This window comes from Erwinia sp. 1181_3 (assembly GCF_052824965.1).
On the sequence record NZ_VTDE01000002.1, the window covers coordinates 204,959 to 228,430 of the forward strand.

The 23,472-nt window shown below is 49.2% G+C and carries 23 protein-coding genes and 3 pseudogenes; 13 read left to right on the forward strand and 13 right to left on the reverse strand.

The features are described 5' to 3' along the window. Window positions 1-106 precede the first annotated feature (106 nt). On the forward strand, window positions 107-370 hold the full coding sequence (locus FY046_RS05265; RefSeq protein ID WP_133843014.1) for a DUF2798 domain-containing protein: 264 nt from the start codon (window positions 107-109) through the stop codon (window positions 368-370). Window positions 371-477: 107 nt separating this feature from the next. Here the strand turns inward: FY046_RS05265 and FY046_RS05270 are convergent, their stop codons facing one another. Further along, window positions 478-1,362 (reverse strand): LysR family transcriptional regulator, encoded by an 885-nt coding sequence (locus FY046_RS05270; protein WP_133843020.1) that lies wholly within the window; start codon window positions 1,360-1,362, stop codon window positions 478-480. A gap of 199 nt (window positions 1,363-1,561) precedes the next feature. On the opposite strand from FY046_RS05270, the gene FY046_RS05275 reads away from it, so the two are divergent. The 5 genes and pseudogenes from FY046_RS05275 to FY046_RS05295 form a co-directional block, all read left to right on the forward strand. Further along, window positions 1,562-2,698 (forward strand): alpha/beta hydrolase, encoded by a 1,137-nt coding sequence (locus FY046_RS05275; RefSeq protein WP_133843018.1) that lies wholly within the window; start codon window positions 1,562-1,564, stop codon window positions 2,696-2,698. A gap of 133 nt (window positions 2,699-2,831) precedes the next feature. Then, window positions 2,832-4,025: an MFS transporter gene (locus FY046_RS05280; RefSeq protein WP_446185837.1), complete on the forward strand. Its 1,194-nt coding sequence runs from the start codon at window positions 2,832-2,834 to the stop codon at window positions 4,023-4,025. 110 nt (window positions 4,026-4,135) lie between these two features. Next, window positions 4,136-4,369, forward strand: a pseudogene (locus FY046_RS05285) (tyrosine-type recombinase/integrase); the annotation flags it as partial. A 192-nt stretch (window positions 4,370-4,561) separates the two neighbouring features. Then, window positions 4,562-5,305, forward strand: coding sequence for an SDR family oxidoreductase (locus FY046_RS05290; RefSeq protein WP_167864747.1), 744 nt, complete (start codon window positions 4,562-4,564; stop codon window positions 5,303-5,305). A 200-nt stretch (window positions 5,306-5,505) separates the two neighbouring features. Then, a pseudogene (locus FY046_RS05295) lies at window positions 5,506-5,673 on the forward strand (integrase core domain-containing protein); the annotation flags it as partial. Window positions 5,674-5,825: 152 nt separating this feature from the next. Here FY046_RS05295 and FY046_RS05300 read toward each other — a convergent pair. The 4 genes from FY046_RS05300 to FY046_RS05315 form a co-directional block, all read right to left on the reverse strand. Continuing rightward, the gene (locus tag FY046_RS05300) at window positions 5,826-6,224 is read right to left on the reverse strand and encodes a hypothetical protein (RefSeq protein ID WP_197931298.1); all 399 of its coding nucleotides are present in this window, start codon (window positions 6,222-6,224) and stop codon (window positions 5,826-5,828) included. A 13-nt stretch (window positions 6,225-6,237) separates the two neighbouring features. After that, window positions 6,238-6,474 (reverse strand): hypothetical protein, encoded by a 237-nt coding sequence (locus tag FY046_RS05305; RefSeq protein ID WP_446185838.1) that lies wholly within the window; start codon window positions 6,472-6,474, stop codon window positions 6,238-6,240. A gap of 116 nt (window positions 6,475-6,590) precedes the next feature. Then, window positions 6,591-7,013 (reverse strand): hypothetical protein, encoded by a 423-nt coding sequence (locus FY046_RS05310; RefSeq protein WP_167864424.1) that lies wholly within the window; start codon window positions 7,011-7,013, stop codon window positions 6,591-6,593. 48 nt (window positions 7,014-7,061) lie between these two features. Further along, window positions 7,062-7,271, reverse strand: a complete 210-nt coding sequence (locus FY046_RS05315; protein WP_242462162.1) for a hypothetical protein — start codon at window positions 7,269-7,271, stop codon at window positions 7,062-7,064. Window positions 7,272-7,877: 606 nt separating this feature from the next. Here FY046_RS05315 and FY046_RS05320 point away from each other — a divergent pair. The 5 genes from FY046_RS05320 (at window position 7,878) to FY046_RS05340 (ending at window position 12,019) form a co-directional block, all read left to right on the forward strand. Further along, window positions 7,878-8,159: a hypothetical protein gene (locus tag FY046_RS05320; RefSeq protein ID WP_167864339.1), complete on the forward strand. Its 282-nt coding sequence runs from the start codon at window positions 7,878-7,880 to the stop codon at window positions 8,157-8,159. Between the two features lie 100 nt (window positions 8,160-8,259). Further along, window positions 8,260-8,643, forward strand: coding sequence for a lysozyme inhibitor LprI family protein (locus FY046_RS05325; RefSeq protein WP_339457126.1), 384 nt, complete (start codon window positions 8,260-8,262; stop codon window positions 8,641-8,643). 386 nt (window positions 8,644-9,029) lie between these two features. Then, window positions 9,030-10,025 carry a serine hydrolase domain-containing protein gene (locus tag FY046_RS05330; protein WP_167864421.1) on the forward strand — a complete coding sequence of 332 codons (996 nt, stop codon included), beginning with the start codon at window positions 9,030-9,032 and terminating at the stop codon, window positions 10,023-10,025. 110 nt (window positions 10,026-10,135) lie between these two features. Next, window positions 10,136-10,738 (forward strand): site-specific integrase, encoded by a 603-nt coding sequence (locus FY046_RS05335; RefSeq protein ID WP_167864420.1) that lies wholly within the window; start codon window positions 10,136-10,138, stop codon window positions 10,736-10,738. A gap of 798 nt (window positions 10,739-11,536) precedes the next feature. Continuing rightward, window positions 11,537-12,019, forward strand: a complete 483-nt coding sequence (locus tag FY046_RS05340; protein ID WP_446185839.1) for a hypothetical protein — start codon at window positions 11,537-11,539, stop codon at window positions 12,017-12,019. Window positions 12,020-12,511: 492 nt separating this feature from the next. On the opposite strand, the gene FY046_RS05345 is transcribed toward FY046_RS05340, so the two are convergent. The 3 genes from FY046_RS05345 to FY046_RS05355 all read right to left on the reverse strand — a co-directional run bounded on the left by FY046_RS05345 (window position 12,512) and on the right by FY046_RS05355 (window position 16,751). Further along, window positions 12,512-14,728: a hypothetical protein gene (locus FY046_RS05345; protein ID WP_446185840.1), complete on the reverse strand. Its 2,217-nt coding sequence runs from the start codon at window positions 14,726-14,728 to the stop codon at window positions 12,512-12,514. After that, the gene (locus FY046_RS05350) at window positions 14,706-15,929 is read right to left on the reverse strand and encodes a hypothetical protein (protein WP_446185841.1); all 1,224 of its coding nucleotides are present in this window, start codon (window positions 15,927-15,929) and stop codon (window positions 14,706-14,708) included. Before FY046_RS05350 ends, FY046_RS05345 begins: the two co-directional genes overlap by 23 nt. Window positions 15,930-16,439: 510 nt before the next feature. Further along, window positions 16,440-16,751 carry a hypothetical protein gene (locus tag FY046_RS05355; protein WP_167864418.1) on the reverse strand — a complete coding sequence of 104 codons (312 nt, stop codon included), beginning with the start codon at window positions 16,749-16,751 and terminating at the stop codon, window positions 16,440-16,442. A gap of 221 nt (window positions 16,752-16,972) precedes the next feature. Here FY046_RS05355 and FY046_RS05360 point away from each other — a divergent pair, with 221 nt between their 5' ends. After that, entirely contained in the window at window positions 16,973-17,434 is a 462-nt protein-coding gene (locus FY046_RS05360) for a GNAT family N-acetyltransferase (protein ID WP_446185947.1), read from the forward strand. 32 nt (window positions 17,435-17,466) lie between these two features. Beyond that, window positions 17,467-17,616 (forward strand): annotated as a pseudogene (locus tag FY046_RS05365) (helix-turn-helix domain-containing protein); the annotation flags it as partial. A 40-nt stretch (window positions 17,617-17,656) separates the two neighbouring features. On the opposite strand, the gene FY046_RS05370 reads toward FY046_RS05365, so the two are convergent. From FY046_RS05370 to FY046_RS05390, 5 genes are all read right to left on the reverse strand, one after another. Continuing rightward, window positions 17,657-18,076: an ASCH domain-containing protein gene (locus FY046_RS05370; RefSeq protein ID WP_446185842.1), complete on the reverse strand. Its 420-nt coding sequence runs from the start codon at window positions 18,074-18,076 to the stop codon at window positions 17,657-17,659. 128 nt (window positions 18,077-18,204) lie between these two features. Further along, entirely contained in the window at window positions 18,205-19,614 is a 1,410-nt protein-coding gene (locus FY046_RS05375; protein ID WP_446185843.1) for an ABC transporter ATP-binding protein, read from the reverse strand. Further along, window positions 19,611-20,411 carry an ABC transporter permease gene (locus FY046_RS05380; protein WP_446185948.1) on the reverse strand — a complete coding sequence of 267 codons (801 nt, stop codon included), beginning with the start codon at window positions 20,409-20,411 and terminating at the stop codon, window positions 19,611-19,613. The genes FY046_RS05375 and FY046_RS05380 overlap by 4 nt, the downstream gene beginning before the upstream one ends. Next, entirely contained in the window at window positions 20,411-21,346 is a 936-nt protein-coding gene (locus tag FY046_RS05385) for an ABC transporter permease (RefSeq protein ID WP_133842990.1), read from the reverse strand. The genes FY046_RS05380 and FY046_RS05385 overlap by 1 nt, the downstream gene beginning before the upstream one ends. After that, window positions 21,343-22,866 (reverse strand): ABC transporter substrate-binding protein, encoded by a 1,524-nt coding sequence (locus FY046_RS05390; RefSeq protein ID WP_446185844.1) that lies wholly within the window; start codon window positions 22,864-22,866, stop codon window positions 21,343-21,345. The genes FY046_RS05385 and FY046_RS05390 overlap by 4 nt, the downstream gene beginning before the upstream one ends. Window positions 22,867-23,472: the final 606 nt, after the last annotated feature.

Here is a 23,472-nt window from a genome sequence, read left to right on the forward strand (position 1 = left end):
CACTTTTACTTAATAATGATTAAAGCATAACGGCTCTACCGCCGTCCTGGTTAGCTTGTTAGGTTAGTGGCCGTTTCCCCCTCCCTTGATAAAACAGGATAATGTAATGACGAATGCTGTCGCCAGGAATACCCCACGCGTGCGCCTTCCAAAGCACACTTCACCCTACATCTTTGCGCTTTATATGGCGACCATCATGGCATTTATGATGAGCCTGGTCATCACTCTCGCGGAATTTGGCATGGGGCCACATTACATGGAAAGTGTGATGAATGCGTACAAGGTTGCCATGCCTGCTGCCTTTGTCTGCATACTCGTTGTGCGTCCGATTGTTATCCGGCTGGTCGGATTAACGGTTCACGGTCACTGAGCCCTTCCCTGTGCCCATATCCTCCTGCCAGATTAAGGCCCGGACACGACGCATCTCCGGGTGACTCAGCGCTACCGTCCTCATACAGGGGACGGGTTAGCGACACATCAGATTTTCAATGTATCAATGACCACTCTGAGCGCAGGTGACACATTGCGATGAGGATAATAAAGGAACGAACCTTCCATCCGCTGGCTGTAAGGCCGTAAGGTTCTGATAAGCGTCCCTTGCTCCAAATCCTCAGCCACCAGTTCCTCAGGGACATACGCCAGTCCCAGCCCCAGCCTGGCTGCCTTTGCTTCCATATAGCTGTCAGAAAAGGCCCATTGTCCCTGTGGCCGGTGCGTGATCTTTTTATCGTCCTGATTAAGCTCCCACTGGTACAGACTGCCGTCGGCAAACTGGTAGGCAATGCAGGGATGCATCACTAAATCAGCCGGGGTTTGTGGAAAACCATAGCGACGAAAATGCTCGGGCGTGCCCACCACGACCATCTCCATATCCGGGGTAATACGTACCGCCACCATGCCACTGCCCACCTCCGGCCCGAGACGGACACCGGCATCGAATCTCTCAGCAATAATATCGACAAACCGGCTTTCACTGATCAGCTCAAGTTCGATATCCGGATAGCGTTGTTTAAAGACGGCCAGCTTCGGTAGCAGCACTTTATCAATAGCATGCTGGCTGGCATTGATGCGTACCGTACCCGAGGGGATACTCCGATAATATGCCAGTGTTGCAAGGCCCGTATCTAAAGCATCAAACCCGGATTCTACGGTCTGATAGAGCCGTTCCCCTGCCTGCGTCAATGATAATTTGCGCGTGGTTCGAACCAGAAGCTGTATCCCTAACCGCTCTTCAAGTTCGCGCACAGCGCGGCTGATCCCTGATTGTGCCAGCCCAAGCCGACGCGCTGCGGCGGTAAAACTCCCCTCTCGCACGACCAGCATAAACAAGTAGAGATCATTATAGTTCTCGCGTTTCGCCATCAGTGTGTCCTCAGCGTATCTGGCCAAAGGTGCCGCCACGACCGCCTCTGAATTCATAACAAAATGATATTAATCTTAGCATTTTAGCCCGGCTAATCAGCACTATTTATGCCCATTATAATCAGCACATTGATATCACACACCGCAGCGTTGTCCGTATGAAACCTGTACCTGTCTCATGTTTTCAGGGGAGTTTTTAATGCGCGTTTTCACCCGTAAACTGACCGCCGCAATGCCAGCCCTACTGCTATGCGCATCAATATCAGGAACAACAACGATGAGTTATGCTGACACAGCCCATCCGAATGCCCCCGTTTCAATGGAAGAAAAATGGGATAAAACTTTCGCTCTCAGCAGTGAAGTTGATCATCGCAAAGTGTCATTCCAGAACCGGTATGGGCTCACGTTAGTCGCGGATCTTTACCTGCCCAAAAATCGAGGGGAACGCAAACTGGCTGCGATTGCCGTGAGTGGTCCCTTTGGCGCGGTGAAGGAACAATCCAGCGGCCTGTATGCGCAGACGCTGGCAGAACAGGGATTTGTGACACTGGCATTCGACCCCTCTTATACCGGCGAAAGCGGTGGCTACCCGCGTAATGTCGCCTCTCCGGATATCAACACCGAGGACTTTAGTGCCGCAGTTGATTTCCTTGGGTTACAAAAAGAGGTGGATCGCAACCGCATCGGTTTACTCGGCATCTGTGGCTGGGGGGGAATGGCGTTGAACGCGGCAGCCATGGATACACGCGTTAAAGCGGTTGCCACCAGCGTGATGTACGATATGAGCCGGGCGATGGGGCATGGCGTTGGCGAGGGCAAAGACCGTTATTCAACTGCCGATCGCCGCGCCGTTTTGCAGTATCTTAATGAGCAGCGCTGGAAGGATGCGGAAAACGGCACTATCGCACACGCCGGTCATGATATTTATGTGGATAAGAACGGTAGCGTAAGCACTTCAGCGCGTATTCTGCCGGAAGCGTTACCCGCAAATCCAAACCCGATACTCAAAGAATTTTTCGATTATTACCGGATGCCGCGCGGTTTCCATGAGCGTTCCGTGAACTCCACTGGCGCATGGACGGCGACAACGCCCTTATCCTTTATGAATATGCCGCTGCTGAGCTATGCAAAGGAAATCACGATCCCAACGTTGATCGTGACAGGTGAAAATGCACACTCGCGCTATTTTGCAGAGGATGCCTATAAAGCCGTTGGCAGTAACAAGAAAGAACTGGTGATTGTCCCTGGGGCCAACCATGTGGATTTATACGACAATGTCGCCGGTAAGATACCGTTTGTCCGTTTTGAACAGTTCTTCAAAACCAGCTTGAAATAAAAACCGTCCTCCTCAACCCGTCAAAGGCCACCCACATCGTGAAGGTGGCCTTGATGCTTGATCGTTATTCTGTGAATAGCGTCCGTCCCGGTTTGCCTTAACAGAGCCGGAGCGATCTTCAGAGATGCTGATAATGTCCACACTGAGTCTTAAAACACCACAACATGAAGAACCTGCACACTGGAACGGCGTTTTTGCCATGACCTTGTGCGTGTTTGTACTGATTGCATCAGAATTTATGCCGGTCAGTTTACTGACGCCTTTAGCCACAGACCTGGGCGTAACGGAGGGGCTGGCGGGCCTGGGAATTGCCATTTCCGGTGCGTTTGCGGTCCTGACCAGCCTGACACTGTCTGGCCTTGCCGGAAACGTTAATCGTAAGCATCTGATGCTGGGGATGACGGTTCTGATGGCAATATCGGGAGCCATTATCGGCCTGGCCTCCAGCTACCTGGTTTATATGGCAGGACGAGCCCTGATTGGTATCGCGATTGGTGGGTTCTGGTCAATGTCTGCGGCAACGGCTATTCGCCTTGTGCCAAAGCATCAGGTCGCCCGTGCGTTAGCCATTTTTAATGGCGGTAACGCGCTGGCGACTGTCGTGGCGGCGCCGCTTGGCAGCTATCTTGGGGCAAGCATTGGATGGCGCGGCGCTTTCCTGTGCCTGGTCCCAATCGCGGTTGTGACCTTCATCTGGCAGTGGGTTAGCCTGCCCAACATGGACAACAATAAAAGTGACGCATCGCGCGGATCGGTGTTTCGTCTTTTCAGGCACCCTATCGTGACAACGGGCTTACTGGCCTGCGGATTATTCTTTATGGGGCAGTTTGCGTTATTTACCTATGTGCGCCCCTTTCTGGAAACAGTAACCCGGGTCAATACGTCCAGTTTGTCACTGATTCTGCTCACCACCGGTTTCATGGGGGTGGTTGGCACGCTGGTCATCACCCCATTCCTGAACAAGCGGTTTTATCCGACGTTGATTGCCATCCCTTGCCTTATGGCCTCCATTGCCGTGGGGTTAATATTGACCGGACACGGCGTCTGGGCCGCTACGCTACTGTTAGGCTGCTGGGGGATGCTTGCCACTGCAGCGCCAACGGGGTGGTGGATATGGATCGCACGGACGCTGCCAGGGAATGAAGAAGCGGGAGGCGGGCTCATGGTTGCCGTCGTTCAGCTCTCTATAGCCCTGGGTTCAATGACTGGGGGGATGGTGTTTGACCACCTCGGCTGGCAGAGCGCTTTTGCACTGAGTGGCCTGTTACTGATTAGCGCAGCCGGGCTGACATTTTTCACTTCACGTCAAACACGCTGCGCACTTTAGATCGTCCAGCGTCTTAAATCGCCTCTTCTAAAAACGCAATAAATGCTCTTACCTTTGAATTCAGCGCCGATTGCCAGGGGAGAAAACGTCCATCGGTGGGATAACGAAAAACCAGGCAATACAACCGAATTTTTCATGGGTGGGTAGAAAAACTTGGTCTCGAAGATGCGCTTTACAGCACACATTCCATGAGAAGAACAAAACCTTACCTGATCTACAAGAAAACCAAGAATCTCCGGGTGATTCAACTTCTGTTGGGCCATAAGAAACTGGAAAGCACAGTCCGTTATCTGGGCATTAAAGTCGATGATACGCTAGAGATCTCTGAATCGATTGAAGTCTAAGGTTGTCAGGGCTGCAACAACAGCCCTGTGCCAGAAGCGGACGTTGCTAATCCCCTGACACACGCTTAAACAATTTGCAGTGCAGCTTATTTCTGTTCCTCATGCAAAAAGAGCATTAACTGAAAGATGTCACTTAACTCTCTCATGTATATCTACATCCACACATAGTCATCAGGAAAAGGATGAATGAAGATGCTGAGAGGTAAAAGAGCTGTTATTACCGGTGGAGGCGGGGGATTTGGCCAGGCGCTGTGCGTGTGGCTGGCACGAGAGGGCGTCGAGGTGGATTTTTGCGCACGGCGGGCTGAAGATATTCAAAAAACCTGCAGCATCATCGCTGCTGAAAGCGGCATTGCAAAAGGGTATATCTGTGATTTAACCCGGCCTGAATCCCTTTCTCAGTTTTCTTCACAGTTGTTAACTTCAGACAAGCCTGTAGACATTTTAATCCTGAATGCTGCTCAGTGGTTGTCAGGGAGATTGGACGATCAGCCTGACACAGAAATTATCAATACCGTCAGTTCAGGCCTGACAGGTTCGATTCTACTGACTCAGGCTCTGCTGCCTGGGTTAAGACGTTCAGAAAATGCTGATATTGTCTCAATTATATCTTCATGTGGGATCCCGAATTTTACGGATTCTATTGCCCACCCAGCCTTTTTCGCCAGTAAACACGGGCTTAGCGGGTTTACAACTAAACTGGCACAGCAGTTACCTGAAGAAAATATCCGTGTTACCGGGTTGTACCCTCCGGATTTCGAATTGACAGGGTTAGATACGTCTGTCGATAGTCAACCCAGAATGGGAGAACGTTTAATGAATGGACGATCGATCTGGGAAACGATTCGTTTTGTGCTGACACAACCGCGTAGTTGCCATATAAGTAGCATCTACTTTCAAGGTCCAACTCGCGAAGATCTTAACGCCAGGAGCTGAACTGGGTGACGTTGAGCAGAATACTCAACGTCGCTCCTCGCTCACAGCGGACCACTCGCACCATCATGTCTACATCGTGCCAGGAGAGGATATTGATTAATCCCTGAGCCAGGGCTACTCAGTCCGGTAAGCAACCCTTTAGGGCTGAGTAGCCCTGGCGATCGGTGTGGGGCAGAATCTGCGTTCAACAGAAGTGACAGGAATGTCTAAACGAGAACGGGTTCATGTCTCTGGAGGATGCACGGTGCAAAATCGGGGCCTGGCGCATACACTATAACCAGAGTCGTCCTCATTCTGCACCGGGCTGGATGACGCCCTGTGAATTTGCCGAAAAATCTGCCGGTTGCCAGAATATGCAGCCAGAATGAAGTGATCTGTTCCCTTTGTTCAGTGCTGGCTTTCGCAGTTTAGGCCCTGCAGCACGGTGTCTCAGCATTGCCTTACTTTCTGCTCAGTCTGTATGCATGAGGTCGCCGGGGTAATTAACCTCCGGCAGACCACGTTAACGGCAGACGGATAACTATTTAGCGCCACTAATCCCGGGAGAACCATCATGTCCTCCCTCATTCCCGCCACTGCCACCCTGACCGCCGACGCCGCCAGGACCCGCATCGCCTCCGTTTCCTCCATTACCTGATCCGTCACCATTACCGCCGTTCCCTCCGTTTCCTCCGTTCTCACCTCCATTACCGCCATCGCCGCCATCTCCGTTGCTGCCAGAGCCAGCATTCCCTCCGTCTCCGCCGTTTCCTTCACCGCCACCGTCACCACCGTCGCCACCATCACCGTCTGCCCATGCCGCCGTGCTGAATATTCCGGCCGCCAGAGAGGACGTTACAGTGAATACGGCAATGAAAGGTCTCAGTAATGCTGAGGTCAGAATAATGAGGTAAACAACTTTCATGAGAAGGTTTTTCATATCATCCTCTGCGTTATAAATTATATGCCGCCACCATCACCACCATCACCACCATCACCACCATCACCACCATCACCACCGGATGAATTATTCCCGCTTCCTCCGTTGCCACCATCCCCTCCATCGGCTCCGTTTGTGCCTCCATTTCCACCATTTCCGCCATTTGAGTTGGAGCCTGTCCCAGCATTGCCGCCGTTACCGCCATCCCCTCCGTTTTCACCCGGACCACCGTCCCCGCCGTTTCCACCATCAGAAATCAGTGATAAGGAATCAGGAAAAGGGGTCGGGTATGCCGGAGAGGCATAACCGTAGTGAGTTAAAACCGCCAGTATCAGCGTGGAGCACCTTAGTACGGTACGGCATCGTTTACAGATGTTCTGACTGGTCATTGTTACCTCCATCACCGCCAGCACCTCCGGGCGCATTGTCTGTTGACCCACCATCACCACCGTTTCCACCATTAGCGCTACCGTGTGTATTTTTATGATGTTTGTGGTGTTTGTGATGGGTTTCATTCGCGGCGCCTGCGCCATTTCCCCCATTTCCGCCGTTACCACCTGAAGCAGAGCCGTTACCGCCGTTACCTCCGTTCAGACAGCCTGTACCAGGCACGCCGTCTTTACCATTTTCTCCGTCAGGCGAAGTGCCGTTCCCATCCTGTCCGTTCTGGCTCTCACAGGCAGACAGCTGGATAGTGTCCTGCGGGAGTGTCTGACTGAATACCGGCAGGGAAAGGAGCAGCCCTGCAGACAGCGGAAGAAAAATCAGAGTGTTGTGTAGCTTTGACATAAAAGTTTCATCCTTTAATTAATGGCCGCCTTCATTAGGCGACCATTTTTAGTTAGATTCTGCAGCCTGATTACGCTCCGCCGCCGTCACCACCATCGCCACCGCCGTCGCCACCATCACCGCCGCCGTCACCGTCTCCGGAACCATTGCCATTAGCTGAGCCATTGCCAGTACCGTTATCATTACCACTGCCGTTCCCGTTACCGCTGGCGCTGTTATTTCCTCCGTCTCCTCCAGGACCACCAGGAGAATTGGCACCAGAACCCCCGTTCCCGCCGTCACCGCCATTAGCATCGCCGACAAGCAAGAAGGTATGTGGGGAGTGATCCGTAAACGGTTCGTTATGTAAGGGTGCGGCGACAGAAAGTCGCGTCGCAGAGAGGACAAAAACACCTAAAGCAAGAATTAATTTTTTATGTCTCATAATCCATCCTTAAAGGTAATAAATACATGAGATAATCGTTGGCCCACCCCGTAGCTAATGAGCTACTTCATTAAAGTTAAATTAACTGGAAAATAAAAACCATGGAGTGTAATGAAACGTTTTTCGTTGTTTTAGAATGTTTTTTTAATTTAAAAAGAAAGTTTATAAGCTTTCAATGCTAGGCTAAATTATTGATATTAAACGACATTTAATGCTAATGATTACTCTGTTAACAATTTACTCTTTTCATGAAATGATACATATTACATTTTTATTAAGCGCTATTCTTAACAGCAGTAGTAAGTGACAACCCTAAATTCAAAAAAAGCAGAAGCAAATATCATTATTATATAACCAGTCTGAATCTGAGGTATTAGGCGACAATTACTTTGGCCTGTTTGTAATCTTAGCGTCATGTTTCTTCTTCCCATGGAGAGGTTGTGACGCTCAACATCAGACAGGTCGATTTTTCCATAACTCAACGAAATAAAGGTCTTACTCAGGAAGTGTCGGCGGCAACTACCGGTATCTGTGTCCGTTTCGGACGCCGAATCGAAAAAGGCCTGTGGCGACAGGCCGGGGGCAGGTCAGACGGCTATCTGTACTTTATTGTGAACCAGCCGTATCGCCAGCCGGCGTTTCATATGAATAAAGATATGCACCAGAAACCCTATGCACTTATGCGTGTAAAAATAGATGAAAAGCCGTTCAGTACCAGATAAAATTTTGCTGACATATTCAGCAAACCAGCAACCCCCATTGCTTTAGCCTGCGTCTGGCGTTTCAAATTAAACGTGAGTTCATCATATTAATGGAGTATTTATGAAAAAACTGATTCTTGCTTCGCTGCTTCTCTGGCCTGTATCTCAGGTCTCGGCAGCAGACTGTGACAATGCAGAAACCCAGCTTGAAATGAACCAGTGCGCGAATGCAGATTACAAGAAAGCTGACAAGGAATTGAATTCTACCTATCAGCAGGTTCTGAAATCCACCTCTGGAGAACAAACAGCACTTTTTCGGAAGGCCCAGAAAAAATGGATCGAATATCGTGATGCTGATTGTCAGTTTCAGACTTTTGCATCGCGTGAAGGTTCCGTTAATTCAATGAATATCGGGCTCTGCCTCAAGGCAAAAACTGAACAACGTACCAAAGAACTGAAAGACATGCTTAGCTGCCCTGAAGGTGATGTGAGCTGTCCATTATGAAGAATTCGCATTGATCCTTTAAATGATATTCGAATTCGACCCGGGCAGAGTTAGTGCGATTATGATTTTTCTGTATTGCAAATTATGTCCGCTCTTCGCTCTGGCGGACATATTAACCCTTAGAGGGCCTGCTTCGTGCCAGATGCAAACATTGGAATATTGTATAACAAGAAAACCGCGCGCGAGCCACAGATGCTTTCGGTTCTGGAGTTATAAAGATTTAACACATTATGGTATTTAAGGCGATTATTATGTCTCTATTAACCACGCTTGTATGACGAACGCGACTCAGAAACACTGCAAGGAAGGAACAATTACCTCTTTGAAAATATCTCTTTGATTATTAAATTGCATGTATTAATAACTAACAGATTTGATGGATAATTATGACCAACTCATTATTTAACAGACCCGGTGTTATTGCACTTATGCACTTTGATGATGGCAGAACTATCGAGTTCAGCATGGGTGTTGAAGATATGCTGACCGGTGTACCAATCAATAAAAATAGCATATTCGATCTTGCTTCAGTATCAAAGCAGTTTACAGCATTCAGTATTCTTCTCCTGGAAAAAAATGGATTACTGAATTTAAATAACAACCTCTTCGACTTTATTCCAGAAGTTAAAGCCCTTCCAGATAATATAACACTTGAAAACTTAATCTATCACACCTCTGGACTCCCGTGTCTTTTTGATATTGCTGAAGATAAAGGTGTTGACTATTACTCACCATTTAAAACCAAAGATATAATCAAAGGAATTAGCGAAAGGAAATATTTAAAATTTACTCCCGGAACCAGGTACGAGTACAGTAATACTGGATATATTTTACTTGCTCAAGTGGTTGAAAAAGTCTCAGGACTAAGCTACCCGGACTTTGTTAAAAAGGAAATATTTTCACCTCTGGATATGAATGATTCCTTTGTTTCCGATGGGGTTTCTATGGAGAAGGAATCTGTCAGCGGATATCAAGAAAAAGATAACAATATATTTTTCCCTGTTCACAGCCCATGGGGCGTTACCGGAGCAGGCCTTGTACACTCATCTGCTAATGATTTAATGAAATGGGGACTGAATTTTTCTTCGGGTTTGGTCGGAGGAAAGGAGTTGATAAGAAAAATGCTTATCCCTCTTCCCCTGACTACTGACACCAACATTATGATTGAAGACCATAATTCATACTGCTTTGGCATTGAACTCGATGAGGATAAATCAGGGAAAATTTATTGTCACCAGGGTTCTACGTTTGGAAGAGAAACATATTTTTTGCGCTCACAGGAAGCAGCCTATACTCTGGCAGTATTATCAAACATCGAAGATTATGATGTCTGTTCAATAGCTGTAAGATTGTTTAATAACATGACTTCAATAACTGCATGAAAAATATTTTTTCTTATCTGGCTCAATGATAAGGGCATAAGTTGCACGTCCGCTCCTCGCTCAAAAGGGACAGCCATACTCAAATCTCCCACAATGCAGGAGATTTGAGTATGAACACGTCATCGTGGAACAAAGGCCGTATCGTAGGCCAAAAAAGACCACTTCAGATATCTCATATCTGGGGGATCCGAATCAGGCTTGAACTGGAAGGTAAGACGCGCGATTTGGCTCTGTTCAATATGGCCCTGGACAGTAAGCTACGAGGCTGCGATCTGGTAAAACTTAAAGTATCTGATGTTGCATATGGCAGCTCTGTTTCAAGCAGGGCAACGGTGTTGCAACAGAAAACCGGTAGCCCTGTGCAATTTGAGATAACTAAAGGGACAAGAGAAGCTGTTGCTGCATTGATAAAGCTTGGCAATTTGCACAGTAATGACTTCTTGTTTCGATCTCGGGTCGGTACTAATCAGCACATATCAACCCGGCAATACAACCGGATTTTTCATGGGTGGGTAGCAAAACTTGGTCTCGACGATGCGCTTTACAGCACTCATTCCATGAGAAGAACAAAACCTTACCTTATCTACAAGAAAACTAAGAATCTCAGGGTGATCCAACTTCTGTTGGGCCATAGGAAACTGGAAAGCACAGTCCGTTATCTGGGCATTGAAGTCGATGATGCGTTAGAGATCTCTGAATCGATTGAAGTCTAAGGTTGTCAGGGCTGCAATAGCAGCCCTGTGCCAAAGGCAGACATAGCTACAGAGTTAGGGTGTTAACCTGGGTGAGGTTAGCACATCTAACTCTATTCTTCTTTCTTGCTCGACGTAAAATAACGGCACCTAAGCCATTACTAGATGTTTAACCGATTGTAAAAATAATATAAAAGATTTAATGTTAAGAATCGAATCGCAGTGAAAGTGCTAATTTTAGTTAAGTTATAGATAACCAATTTATTTAAAGCTAAGGTTGGGGGGGGAATGCATAGAAAAATAGCGGACTTACTGTCTTTTAAAAAAACATACTCGAAGTTTTCGTTGTGGCAGTTTTAATTGCTTTGGGCGTGAACATACTATCATCAGGGATTGTTGTATATTTCGGACTCTCATTTTTGACAATGGTTATAGTTGGCTCTCTACTAATGACTTTAGGTTCCGTAATTTTCCTACGCAACGCTTACCCAGGAATAATGGAAAGTATGACATCAAAGGAGTGGTCTGCTTAGATATAGAAAGCAAAGAGTTAATATCAATTGAAGGTTATGACTTCGCAGAGGAAGTCAGTCATTACTTAAAAGGTTTGTGTGCTGAAAATAAAGCCATCCATAAATTATGGACTGAAAACCCAATTGGTTTTAGTTATGATATTCAGGGTGGCATGGTAACCATGAAAAAAGCAAAGCAAATGACCTATATATTGAAGCAATAGAATGCTATGTATTGAAAATGCTCGCGCTACATTTAAGCAGTCATTTTAATGGCAATAAGTCCATTTCTGAGGATTATTTATTAATGTTAGATAGAAAGAGTATCCCCGGTGTTCTTATGCAGAATAGATTTATTGATACTTTCTCTAGACCCATGGACGAACGCGAGCAATTTATTGACCATGGTCCTTCACCATCTAAAGGTAAGATTGTATATGCGCATGGCAAAGGATGCGCGATTTTTGACCATTTTGAAATGGTTCTTCCCAAAAGCAGTTCGATCATAAGAGAGAGAGACTCCAGCATAAGTGTTATTACCAAAAGATTTAAAATAAATTATCGACCTTTGTTCGAAGGATGGGGTGACAATCTACCAAGAAATTTTGAGAAGCTATCCTTAGGTAAGGAACTTCATTCATTGTCAACATATTCCGTGAGATTGATGGTTACTGTGGATTTTAATGTTTGGTCGTTACTAACAACTAAAGGCTGGGAGTATTATTGGTGGCTTGATTCCTTTTTAGGTAAATTGGAAGAATCATTTTCAAAAAAATCATTTTTTATCTAAAATTTCCTGGGAGCAGAATGCTGCAATGTTTCTTATGGCTGAAAACAAGGGCAGAATGCAACAAAAGAGCGAAATTTTAAACAAAGTTGAAGATCAAAAATAGTTGTGATATTTAACATACGAGCACGCTAGGAAAATTATTCCATTTATAACAGAGCAGCAGTGATGGACAGAACACAGCCCCGGGCGGCAGCTTTTTGCCGGTCCGGTCCTTAGCGGCCGCTGAGACTAGTGGGCAGTGAGCGCACCGGCGCGAGCTAGCTACAAGTGTTGGACGTTGCCATCAGACACCAGCCGTGAGGCCCGAAACGCCGCAACTGGCGGTTCATGCCGGATAGCGCAGTCCCGGTAATCCGTTCAGTTATTAAATGGCATAGGGTTCGAGAGTCAATATTGTTGACTGGCTCATATCATCCGATTAACCCGGATTAAATGAGGGTGCGGGTATATCGAAACTCCGCACACCTAATTTTGAAAGAACTTAGAACTGGTCTATAACTTGTTTTTGATTTTAGCTGCGATTAGTAAAGCATACAAACAGCCTTGTTCTAGCCTCCCTTGATATAAAACATCATGTATCAAACTTTTCAAATGCTGTTCTTTCAGCCTTAGTTTTCCGGTCGCTAATGCGGCGGCAAACTCTAACGCTGCATATCCGTATGGACGGTTATGTCGGTTAAATAGCTTTAATAGAAACTCACTCATTACTAAACTCAGGTCGTAGTCAAATGAATAGTCAATTTCATTTGGAAGACTGGCTCTTAATATGCAAGCCTGAAGGATATCATCGTTAAAACGAAGGAAATTTTCAGGTGAAAGCACTACAGATTGATAATTATCTGACTTAAGACATAATTCAGCTACTGAGTGCTCTCGAGCAGCTTGTAACACAGATGCAATTGCCAGCAAAACAACACTCTGATTTATTTCAGAAAGCCTATTTTCAAGCGTTTCTGAAAAAAACACAAAACCACTCGTTAGCTTTAATGGGATATTAGCTGTATTAGGAAGAAGTCTACTCCTTGATTCTTTAACAACCTTTTGAAGTAAGGCAATGGATTGACTTTCTTCTTCAGATAGTACAGGACCATCTTCACTTAATGATAATGAGTTCAAATATGCAACGAGGCCTGTTAAATCACTCCAGGAGTCAGACATTATGTCAGGCCCTATGGGTAGGGTTTTCCAAGCTGAAAAACCATATTTTCTATCCATTGCGTTCTGAACTAAGAATCTTTTAAGCCGGCTCCACTCTTCCATTGTCTGCGAAATAACAACGCCGGTCAGGAAATGACGAGGAATGACACGAGGTTCATACTCTCTTAAGCTTCTGCTTATTTGCCTTAATTGACCGCCATCTCCTGTGAACGCAGAAACCACCATCACTCCAGAACAGTCCATTAATGAGTCATGTTTTAAATCATCTGCTTCAATTAGTGATAGACCTTTCTTGCTCTGTCTCAATTCATCCAACAATTTTTTAACTTTCGCAGCAAGTAGTTCTGAAGCACCATCTTTTTTATACACAATGGTAGAGATAGAAGCCGCAACTTCCCATTTGAGTTCAGCCTCAAGCCATTCATTAAATGCTTTACATTCCATTAATGCTTCTGGTTTCAAACTTAGTACTGGAACGGATGATGAAAATGAATCTAACTTAGTATTAAGATCATTGAGACCATTAAAAGCAAAAGTATTTAAAACATCTTCAAGCGCATCTGGTTTATGCCGGATGCCTAGAATAATTTCTCTCGGCTGCTTTGCTTTGGATGTGAATTGTTCCCCAACCAGTTCAATTTCAGTTTCATGATTCTTAGTAGAATCAGTTTTTTTCTGAATATCTTTCTCAAGAGGGATTATAATTGGTGTGGAGCATAATTTGTTGCGAAGACTAACCTCGGCAAGAGTAATAATTCTTTTGTGCGAAAACCCAGATTTGACGAGTAACTTTGCCATTCCACCAGAAGTAGATGCAGAAATGATAACTAAATAGTCATCTGCAGGAGCGTTAATCTCTCCAACTTTTTCATACGAATGGAAGTTAATAATTTTAGCATCTGATCCTGAAAATTTTAGAGCTTCTTTTACTATTCCATAAATTCCCATCGAATCAATGAACACGCTTTTCAACTCATTCCATGCTATCTCTTTTGAAGAAAGACATATCCCTCTGGCAATGAATTGCAACTCTGCTTCATTTCGTGCAATTTCTTTTGCCTGAATGAATAGCTTACTGGTTGTTCCTGAAGGATGTCTAAAACTATGACCAGAGGGAGCAACATGTAATATCTTATTTTTTACGGCAAGACCATTCATACCGGAAAGGTATAAATTATAATAATCACTTTCTTTTAAATAAATTGATCCTTTATTAAATCCAATCGAGCCATCTAGTTTCAGCCCATCCTGACTCATTGAGATAAAAAATATTGATTTAGCAGATATACCAGTTCCTGGACCTAGTCTTGGTAAAAAAGCTTTATTTTGAGATAAATCACTCCATGCATTAATCACTTTCGACTCAATAGTTGTAGAGTAAAAAACAATTATAGCGTCAGGTAGCGTATTGCTACCTCTTATTGAATCTGTTAACTGCTCATAAAAGTCAGAATTATTCTGGATTGATTTATCTGAAAGATAAATACAAAGAAGATCGAGATCATGATCACTGCTTGCATGTGCGATGTTAAAATAAACTGTACTGATCACTTTCTTTCCTTAAAGGCACAATTACAGAAACGACTGTTCCAGCAACTGGGGATAACTCCCTGTTTGACCAATCATCAAAATTCATTAGCTTCTCTTCAAGTAATTCCACTTGTTCTGTTGGATTTGTCATCCAATTATCTTGATCTTCTTTAGTGAAACAGTTGAATATGCATTGCCGTCCCGTACGGATACGTATCAACCCGCCAATTTTACTAAGCTGAGTTAATATTGTGGGGTAGCCATGCCCAGCACCCACTTGATTTTTAGATGAAAAATTCTTCTCTATACATTTAAGAAGACCTTTTCTCTCTTCCTGATATGACGCATTTTTATATTTATCACCAAAAGCCCTTCCCGTTATGCCAGGACCTGTATCAAAAAAACTAATTTGGAAACAACGAAATTTTTCACGCGTTCCTTCATCATTATTCTCTGAACGAGAATCCCAGTAATCAAGTAGCCTCTTATGTCCGCTATAATCCCTCTTGTAAACTGATGCATCCATTTCGATAAAGGAGGTAATCATACCCTCAACGTGACTAATATAGTCCTGACCATACTCGTCTCGACAAGCATGTTCCTGAGTATTTTTAAACAACTCGTTGGCAAATACACCAAATGCATCTAATAGACCAGAATCAAGGAGGTTGAAATCGCTTGTGGTCACCAACTTTAAGATATCAACAATTGTTCTGCTCATTGCGGCTGGTGATTTCACAGCCAGGGATTTTTTTGCAGTAAAAAGGGGAGACATATATTGTCGTTCTGCACCACTAATACAGCAAATATCTATAGTCCTTCCATTAAGAACCTTAGCAAAATCCTGATTGTCTGTTTCAACCATTTTTTTTGTCGCATAAGGCAGGATATTTCTTCTTGAAATCACCCTTCCCCCAAGGTTGACCCCTGCATCATTGATCCTTAATGCTGTCAGCCCAGGAGCATAAGTGCATAGTTCACTCAGGGTAGACTCTTGGTTCTGTGTTGCATTCAGATGCAATTGTTGGTCTTTTGATTTCTTAGCGATAGTTACAAGAGCCTGAAGCCGAGCTGCATCACGAAGAGCCCCATGGCGTTTACTAATTGCTTCTGCTGAAAATCTTACAATGGCATCTTCCTGCGCCCTATCTATAACATTTTCAATATCTTCTAATGTTAATATTCTTTCATCATGAATGGGGGTCATTTCAGGTTCCCACATGTGTTTAAGTCCATCTAATGAATCTCATTAGGCCCATTTAAACATTTGTTGCTGTGATCATACTGTTATCGGTTCATTCGACAGTTATTTCAGTAAAAATGTTAAAAATCATGTAGATCCATTTTCTGTAGTGTATGGCATTGCAGCGCCCCTTACCAATGGTTTCTCACTAGTTCTGGATCTTTTCGAGCAATACCATCATTGAAAAACAGAGCTAAATTTATAACAACATTTAGTTCATCAGCCATTTGACAATATAATTAAGTGAACCTGCTAGCAAGACTACGACCGCATTTGCTAACGAGTGTTGACCTGTTCCCAGTGAATTGATACACGGCGTTGTTAGCGAAATCCATGGCGACTCAACTACGAACGTCTGCTGATCGCTCACAGCTGACCTTCCTCTACTTGCGTCAGCTCGCTCAGTGCCAGGAGCAGACCTTAGCGATTTGAATAAGTATGGATATTATACAAAACCTGGGTAACGGACAGGTTGCCCGGGAAAAGAAGCTAAAGCGGCACAATGTTTTCCACGACATGCTGGAAAACATAGGGATCGGAAAGTAGTTCAAATTCTTCGTCATCTGGGTAAGTCACCGCGACGTGATAACTTTCTCCGGCAAATGCCTTAACCGATTGCAGATCTTGCCAGTAAGTAGCCAGAAAAAAATGCTCCCAGCCACCCTGGGTCTCTCGACGCACACAAGCGCCTCTGTTCCCAGATATGCTTTTTGAATGCTCTACACCTGTTTTCTCAAGGTGTTTCGCAAAAGCTTCAGCATATTTTAGTGGAACACAACCGTGCCAGGTCCTTACAATCATTAGCGTTTCCCCTTTTATTGGTAAGAATGTAACCATACCATCGGAAGTCACTTTATGGCGTATTTTCCAAATAACATCTCTTGTAACTCAAACACTAATTATTAGGATCAGCCAGCTTCCTCTTACTCCCCCGCCCCTCACCTCCTGAATTTTCCCCCTGGCCCTTCCGCCCCATGATAAGGTTGAAATCACGCAAACTGTCACAGGATAAACAGGCAAAAATGGGCGAAAACGCGATACATGAGTGGCACAGCAACGCTTACCTGATCAGCACCGACAGCGAAAAGTTAGACGCGGTGGCAATACACCAGTATCTGACCCGATCAACGTGGGCTGCCGGAATCGATAAAGATACCGTGGCGAACGCGATCCGTCACAGCCTTAACTTTGGCCTTTATCATCATGGGGTGCAGGTGGGGTTTGCCCGCCTTATTACGGATTACGCCACCTTTGCCTACCTGTGCGACGTCTACGTGCTGGAAGAACATCAGGGCCAGGGGCTGGCAAAATGGCTGATGCAATCCATCCACAGTCACCCGGTTTTTGTCCGGCTCCGCAGGATCACGCTATTCACCACCACCGCGCCCTGGCTGTATGAAAAGTTCGGTTATGAGCCTGTCAATAAACCGAATTATGCATGGGCGATAACCCGGCCTGATATCTATCATGTCAAAGCGCAGTAACCACTCGTCCACAGAAAAATGAACGGGTATCAAAAGCGCGGCTTCTGATCGAGAGAGAAATGCTGCCCGTGAAAAAACTGGCCGCAGAATGCGGCTTTTCCGGGCCGGACGTGATGCGGCGTGTTTTCAGCCGGCTGACTGGCGTCACGCCTGCGGTTTACCGGAAAATAATAAGACGGTAATAACAGACGTTGCGCACGCGACGGGCACAACAATCGCCTGCTACAGGACTTCAACCCGCTCGAATTCTTCTGCAACCAGCTCCATATCCTCCTGGTATGTGCCCTCTCTTGAGAAAAATGCTTTATGCTCTGTCCTCCAGTATTTCAGGCTGAGATCCCCTTCGCCCTCCTTCTTTGCAAGATCTTCAGCGACATCGCAGAAGCGAACGATACGCAGCGAAATAGTCCTGATGACGCATACCGGTTCGTCTCTGCCGTTAAGGATGATGCTGTAACCGCCAATGGTGGGTGATCCCTCTTCGTTTTTAAACGACGAAAGCGATCCACACGATGCCGTTTTTTTCCCTTTAATTACCAGTTCAGCCAGTTCAGCCAGTTCATCTGCCATTTCTGGCGAGTCCCCAAATGCCCATGCGATCGCGCCCGGGTACTTAACGGTTAATTGTTCAATCATGCTCATCACTAAATCCTTTTTAAACAGATTTTTGAGTCTACATTAGCCAGCATCAGCCCCTCACAATCAAGACCTGACATGAATGTTTACGATGGGGCCGTTCAATATTAAAGGTGACCCATGCCGTGGCGGTGTTACCCTCCACTACGGATCCCCTCCTCCCCAAAACGAATGCGCCGATGGCTGATATGGTCAATCAGCGCTTCATCGTGGCTGACCACCAGCAGCGCACAGTTCTGCTCTGCGGCGACCTCGACTAACAGCTCAATGGTCTGTTGCTGGGTCAGCAGATCCAGCCGCGAGGTGGGTTCATCGGCAAACAGAAACACCGGGTCGAGCAGCAGCACGCGCAGCAGGGCAAAACGCTGCAGCTCACCGCCGGAAATCTCACCGGGATAACGGTCCAGCAGCAGCGGGCGCAGCTTCAGTCGTTCCATCAATGGCGCAATGCGTGCGCCGTCCAGGCGATGACGTTTCACCACATCACTTAATGCCTGACGCAGCGTGACACGCGGGGCAAAAGCCGACGGCGGGTCCTGGAAAATCTTCTGGTATTTCACCGCGGCTAACTGGCGGTCGCGCACCACATCCCCGCTGTCAGCGGCAAGCAGCCCGAGCAGGATATCGCCGAAGCTGCTCTTGCCACAGCCGCTGGGGCCGGTAATGCCAATCACCTCCCCGGCATGGACGCGCAGTGACTGGTCGCTGAACAACTGACGGCCTCCGCGCGTGATACTCAGGTTATGGGCTTCCAGCACCACGTCACGCGCGTGTGCAGCAGGTAAACGTGCGGCCCAGCGAGCCGGATCGGCAGCCAGCAACGCCTGGGTATAAGGATGCTGCGGCTTCGTCAGTACCTGCTCTGCACTGCCGCGCTCGATGATTTCACCGCGCAGCATCACTGCCACTTCACCGCCGATCTGGCGGGCCAGTTCGATATCATGGGTGATGGTCAGCAACCCACCGCCTGCGCGTACTTCCTGCAACAGCAAGGCGATCACTTCATCACGCCGCGCCACATCCAGTCCTTTAGTCGGTTCATCGGCGACAATAATGTTCGCCCCACCCGCCCGCGCCGCGGCAAAGGCCACCCGCTGGGCCATCCCGCCGGACAGCGCCTGCGGCAGGCGGTCGGCTGCGGCGACCACGCCCAGCGCATCCAGATCGCGCAGGGCGGACTCGCGGGCCGGTTGTGCTTTCATGCCACGCAGAAAGCGGTAGCTCTCGGCCACCTGCTCGCCTGCACGCATGGTCGGGTCCAGCGCCAGCCACGGCTCCTGCGGCAGAATGCCCAGCCGATGCCCCCAGAAGGCACGCGCCGGACGAGAAGCCAGCGGCAGCGCCTGACCATCAACGTGCAGCGTGCCGCTGGCCTTCAGTCCGGCGGGCAGCGTGCCGATCACCGCCTGCGCCAGCAGGCTTTTACCCGATCCGGTTTCCCCTAACAGCGTAAACGGCTGCCCGGCACGCAGCGTAAACGACAGCGGCTGCACCGGTAAATCGCCGCCGCTAACGGCCGCCTGTTCAATATCCATCAGGATCATGCTTTCTCCCTGCCTGCCAGCAACAGCAGGCTTAACACCAGTAAAAACACCACCACCACGGGCTGCAACAGCGCATATGGCGCTTCTTCATAATAGGGCTGCAGCTCGGTCATCATCAGCCCCAGCTCCGGGGTCGGTGGGCGAACGCCAACGCTCACAAAGCCTAACGCAGCAATCGCCATAATCGCGCTGGCCGCCCCAAAGGCCGCTACGGTCAGCACCACGGGTGCCATCTCCGGCCACAAATGACGGCGGAAAATCAGCCACTGACTCAGACCCAGCAGACGCGATGCCTGTACGGCGGGTGAGCTCAGCAGCGGGCGTGCAATAGCACGACTGATACGGAAATACTCCACCCACAGCAGCAGAGAAATCCCGACATACAGCATCACGGCCGAGTCAGGCACCAACGCGGTGAGCAGCAGCACCAGCAGCAGGCCGGGCAGCGCCAGAAACGCATCGGCCAGCAGTGAGACGCCACGATCCACCACACCCCCGCGCCAGGCTGCCAGCACGCCCAGCAGAATGCCGGGGATCATCGCACTCAGCACGCTGACAAAGGCCAGCCCCAGCGACAGGCGGATCGCCGCTGTCAGACGGGCAAACAGGGAGCGCCCCAGATGGTCATAACCGAAGGGGGCACTGAGGTCAGGCCATTGCAGTGCCAGCATCAGCTTCTGCCGCACCGGGTCCTGCGGCCACAACAGCGGCAGCACAAAAGCAAACACCACCAGCAACAGTAACAGTGCTGCCCCAGTCCGTTGCGCCAGCGAACTGCGGCGCACTATCGTCATCATCATGCGTTTTTCCTTCGCGGATCGAGCCAGTAACACAGCCCGTCACTGAGTGCGTTGAGCAGCACAAACATCAGCCCCATAACCAGTGCCGTGCCCTGAATCATCGGGACATCGCGGGCAAAAATCGCATGCACCAGTGCATGACCAATCCCCGGCCAGGCGAACAGCGTCTCCACCACGATCACGCCTTCAATCAGGTAGATAAACTGAACGCTGAGGTACGTCACCAGCGGCACGCTGACGTTGCGCAGACCGTGCCGCCAGAACAGCGTGCCCTCTTTCAGCCCTTTGGTGCGGCCAAACTGATACCAGGCCGAGTCAGTCACCTGACGCATGGCGTTGCGCGCCACCCGGCTGGACACTGCTGCCAGCCCGAGGGCCAGCGTCAGGGCGGGCAGCAGCACATGCTGCACATCGCCATAGCCGGCCGCAGGTAGCAGCCCCAGGTTGAGCGCAAAGATCACCACCAGAATCAGCCCCAGCACAAAGTGCGGCAGCGCACGCAGCGTGGTGGAGATCGCCAGCAGCGCACGATCCAGCTTCCCACCGGGGGACAGCCCGGCCAGAATGCCGAGCGGCGGGCCGAGCAGCAGTGACAGTAGCAGCGCCACGGCCGCCAGCAGCAGGGTCTGCCCCAGCTGATGACCTATTTCTTCCATCACCGGCGCACCGGACACCAGCGAGTTACCGGGATTGAAGTGCAGCAGTTGCACAAACCAGTCTGCCAGCGCCTGCCAGGCCGGGCGATCCAGCCCCAGTTCTTGCTGAACCGCGCTGGCCGCCGCCGCATCAACGCGGTCATAACCGTAACGCCCCGCCGCAATACGGTAGGCAATATCCCCCGGCAGCGAGCGCATCAGTACAAAGGTCAGGCCGCCGACCAGCAGCGCCACCAGTCCGGCCTGCAACAAGCGGTAGCCCAGCATGCGTATCATTCAGCCCACCTCATTTTTTCCAGTCCGAAGGTGCGCTCAAACGGGTCCAGCGTGGCACCACTCAAACGTTTAGACACGGCGGCGGTCTGCTGATACCAGGCCACCGGAATGGTGGGCAGATCGGTTTGCAGAATGCGCGTTAACTGCTGACGTTCTGCCTGGCTTTTCGTCGGGTCGCGGCCCTGCACCAGGTCGGCCAGGGTCTGATTGAACGTGGCGTTGCTCCAGTTCATTGCGCCCCACTCTCCGCCCTGTGGTGGATAATCCTGCAACAGCGTACCCAGTGGATCTGGCGTCAGCGCAAAGTTACGTGCCACCAGCGCCAGCGCCAGCGTGCCGTCATGATGCTTCGCGGCAATTTCCCCGGAGTTGGTCGAGTTGATCGCCACCTGCACGCCCACTTCACGCAGCTGTTGCTGGATGGCCGCCGCGATCAGTGGCAGCTCCGGGCGGTCAGGATAGGTGGTCAGCGTCAGGGAGAATGGCTTGCCGTCACGTTGCAGCACGCCGTCTGCTCCCGGTTTCCAGCCAAGCTCCGCCAGCAGCGCCTGGGCCTGCTGCGGCTGATTCGCCAGAGGCGTCAGGCTGGCGTTATGCCACTGTGCCACGGAAGGAGGAAACAGCTGATCGGCTGCCGCCGGATAACGCAGGATGGCACGTGCAATGCCCTGACGATCGAGCGCCATGCTCAGTGCCTGGCGCACACGCACATCATTCAGCAGCGGATGCCCGGCATTGACTTTCAGCAGTACGCTGCGCGGGATCGAGACTGACAGCAACTGCACGTTGCGGTTGTTTTTCAGACGGCTGCGGCTGGCAGGATCGAGATTCAGCACCATATCGGCATTGCCACTTTCAGCCAGCAGGGCACGGGTTTCCGCGCGACCCACGGCCATGTAGCTGGCCTGCTCAATGGCAGGGGCTTTGCCCCAGTAGTCGTGGAAACGGGTCACGGTCAGCTTCTGCGGTGCCTGCAAGGAGGTCATCCGGTACGGGCCGCTACCGATAATCTGCACGACTTTGTGCGCGGCATCGTAAGAAGCAGGCGCCAGGATCTGAGCACGGTTTTCCGCCAGCATACTGAGCAGCGGCGTAAACGGCTGGCTGAGCGCAATCACTACCTGCCCTGCTTCGGCGCGGATGGCGGTGACCGGAGCTTTATCCAGCAGGCCGGGTTTACTGCGTGAGACTTCCAGCGCATTCACCACACTCTCAGCAGTCAGCGGACTGCCATCATGGAATTTCACGCCAGGACGCAGGGTAAAGCGCCACTGCAGACCATCGTCAGACACCGTCCAGCTGGTCGCCAGGCCAGGCAGCGGCTGCCCGGCGCTATCCGCGTTGACGAGGGTTTCGACAATCGACATTTTCAGGAAAATATCGCCAGACAGCGTCGGGTCAGTGCCTTTGATTTCGAAGGGGGCGACCAGCGCGGCGACCCGCTCAGGGGCTGCGCTGGCCGGGGCGGCAACGGCCACCAGCATCAGGGCCAGCAGCGGCGAGCGTAAAAATTTGTGCATCCGTTATCAATCCTTTATCCAGAGAAAGGGAACAACGCAGGCTGACGCCCGCGCTGCGGATGATAACTGTTACTTTATAACATTACAATTGACAATCTATGGTTACAATTCCCCGTATTTAACGGGGGATTCTGTGTACCTGGAGATAACGCCTGCCACGGGACGACCGAAAAAAGGTCTTCCACTGAGGGATCCCCAGCCATTTTTGTCGCTGGCAGTCTGGCTTCAGGTCTGAGGCCAGTTTGAGCACGCCGGATCGGCAAAATCCGCCTCCCTGCGGGCCTCGGCACGCGACGTCCTGTCGCGTGACGTCCGGCTTACCTCAAACTGGCCCCATCCCCGCAAGATAGCGCTCGCTGTAAATTTTAAAACCCCGACTGCATGGCGATCTTTCGTAGGGGGCGATCATCTTTTCCGATCGCCCCGTAACTCCGGATTGGCGTCCTGCTCAACATTACGGGCAAGACGGTATCTACGCGCCCTGAGTTGTTTTCGGGTTGGGTGTTGACCTGGGTTTTGACGTTGAGGCGGCATTCAGCAGCGCTGAGGAAGCACAGTGAACCAGGACGAACCGCCAGGACGGCGGTGAGAGGGAGAGCCGGCACA

Coding starts and splice junctions, on each gene's coding strand:
- FY046_RS05270 (WP_133843020.1), bottom strand. CDS start 1,362: ATGGCGAAACGCGAGAACTATAATGATCTCTACTTGTTTATGCTGGTC.
- FY046_RS05325 (WP_339457126.1), top strand. CDS start 8,260: ATGAAAAAACTGATTCTTGCTTCGCTGCTTCTCTGGCCTGTATCTCAG.
- FY046_RS05390 (WP_446185844.1), bottom strand. CDS start 22,866: ATGCACAAATTTTTACGCTCGCCGCTGCTGGCCCTGATGCTGGTGGCC.
- FY046_RS05335 (WP_167864420.1), top strand. CDS start 10,136: ATGAACACGTCATCGTGGAACAAAGGCCGTATCGTAGGCCAAAAAAGA.
- FY046_RS05380 (WP_446185948.1), bottom strand. CDS start 20,411: ATGATGACGATAGTGCGCCGCAGTTCGCTGGCGCAACGGACTGGGGCA.
- FY046_RS05340 (WP_446185839.1), top strand. CDS start 11,537: ATGTTAGATAGAAAGAGTATCCCCGGTGTTCTTATGCAGAATAGATTT.
- FY046_RS05265 (WP_133843014.1), top strand. CDS start 107: ATGACGAATGCTGTCGCCAGGAATACCCCACGCGTGCGCCTTCCAAAG.
- FY046_RS05350 (WP_446185841.1), bottom strand. CDS start 15,929: ATGTGGGAACCTGAAATGACCCCCATTCATGATGAAAGAATATTAACA.
- FY046_RS05310 (WP_167864424.1), bottom strand. CDS start 7,013: ATGTCAAAGCTACACAACACTCTGATTTTTCTTCCGCTGTCTGCAGGG.
- FY046_RS05300 (WP_197931298.1), bottom strand. CDS start 6,224: ATGAAAAACCTTCTCATGAAAGTTGTTTACCTCATTATTCTGACCTCA.
- FY046_RS05355 (WP_167864418.1), bottom strand. CDS start 16,751: ATGATTGTAAGGACCTGGCACGGTTGTGTTCCACTAAAATATGCTGAA.
- FY046_RS05280 (WP_446185837.1), top strand. CDS start 2,832: ATGTCCACACTGAGTCTTAAAACACCACAACATGAAGAACCTGCACAC.
- FY046_RS05370 (WP_446185842.1), bottom strand. CDS start 18,076: ATGAGCATGATTGAACAATTAACCGTTAAGTACCCGGGCGCGATCGCA.
- FY046_RS05290 (WP_167864747.1), top strand. CDS start 4,562: ATGCTGAGAGGTAAAAGAGCTGTTATTACCGGTGGAGGCGGGGGATTT.
- FY046_RS05385 (WP_133842990.1), bottom strand. CDS start 21,346: ATGATACGCATGCTGGGCTACCGCTTGTTGCAGGCCGGACTGGTGGCG.
- FY046_RS05375 (WP_446185843.1), bottom strand. CDS start 19,614: ATGATCCTGATGGATATTGAACAGGCGGCCGTTAGCGGCGGCGATTTA.
- FY046_RS05330 (WP_167864421.1), top strand. CDS start 9,030: ATGACCAACTCATTATTTAACAGACCCGGTGTTATTGCACTTATGCAC.
- FY046_RS05305 (WP_446185838.1), bottom strand. CDS start 6,474: ATGGTGGAAACGGCGGGGACGGTGGTCCGGGTGAAAACGGAGGGGATG.
- FY046_RS05360 (WP_446185947.1), top strand. CDS start 16,973: ATGGGCGAAAACGCGATACATGAGTGGCACAGCAACGCTTACCTGATC.
- FY046_RS05275 (WP_133843018.1), top strand. CDS start 1,562: ATGCGCGTTTTCACCCGTAAACTGACCGCCGCAATGCCAGCCCTACTG.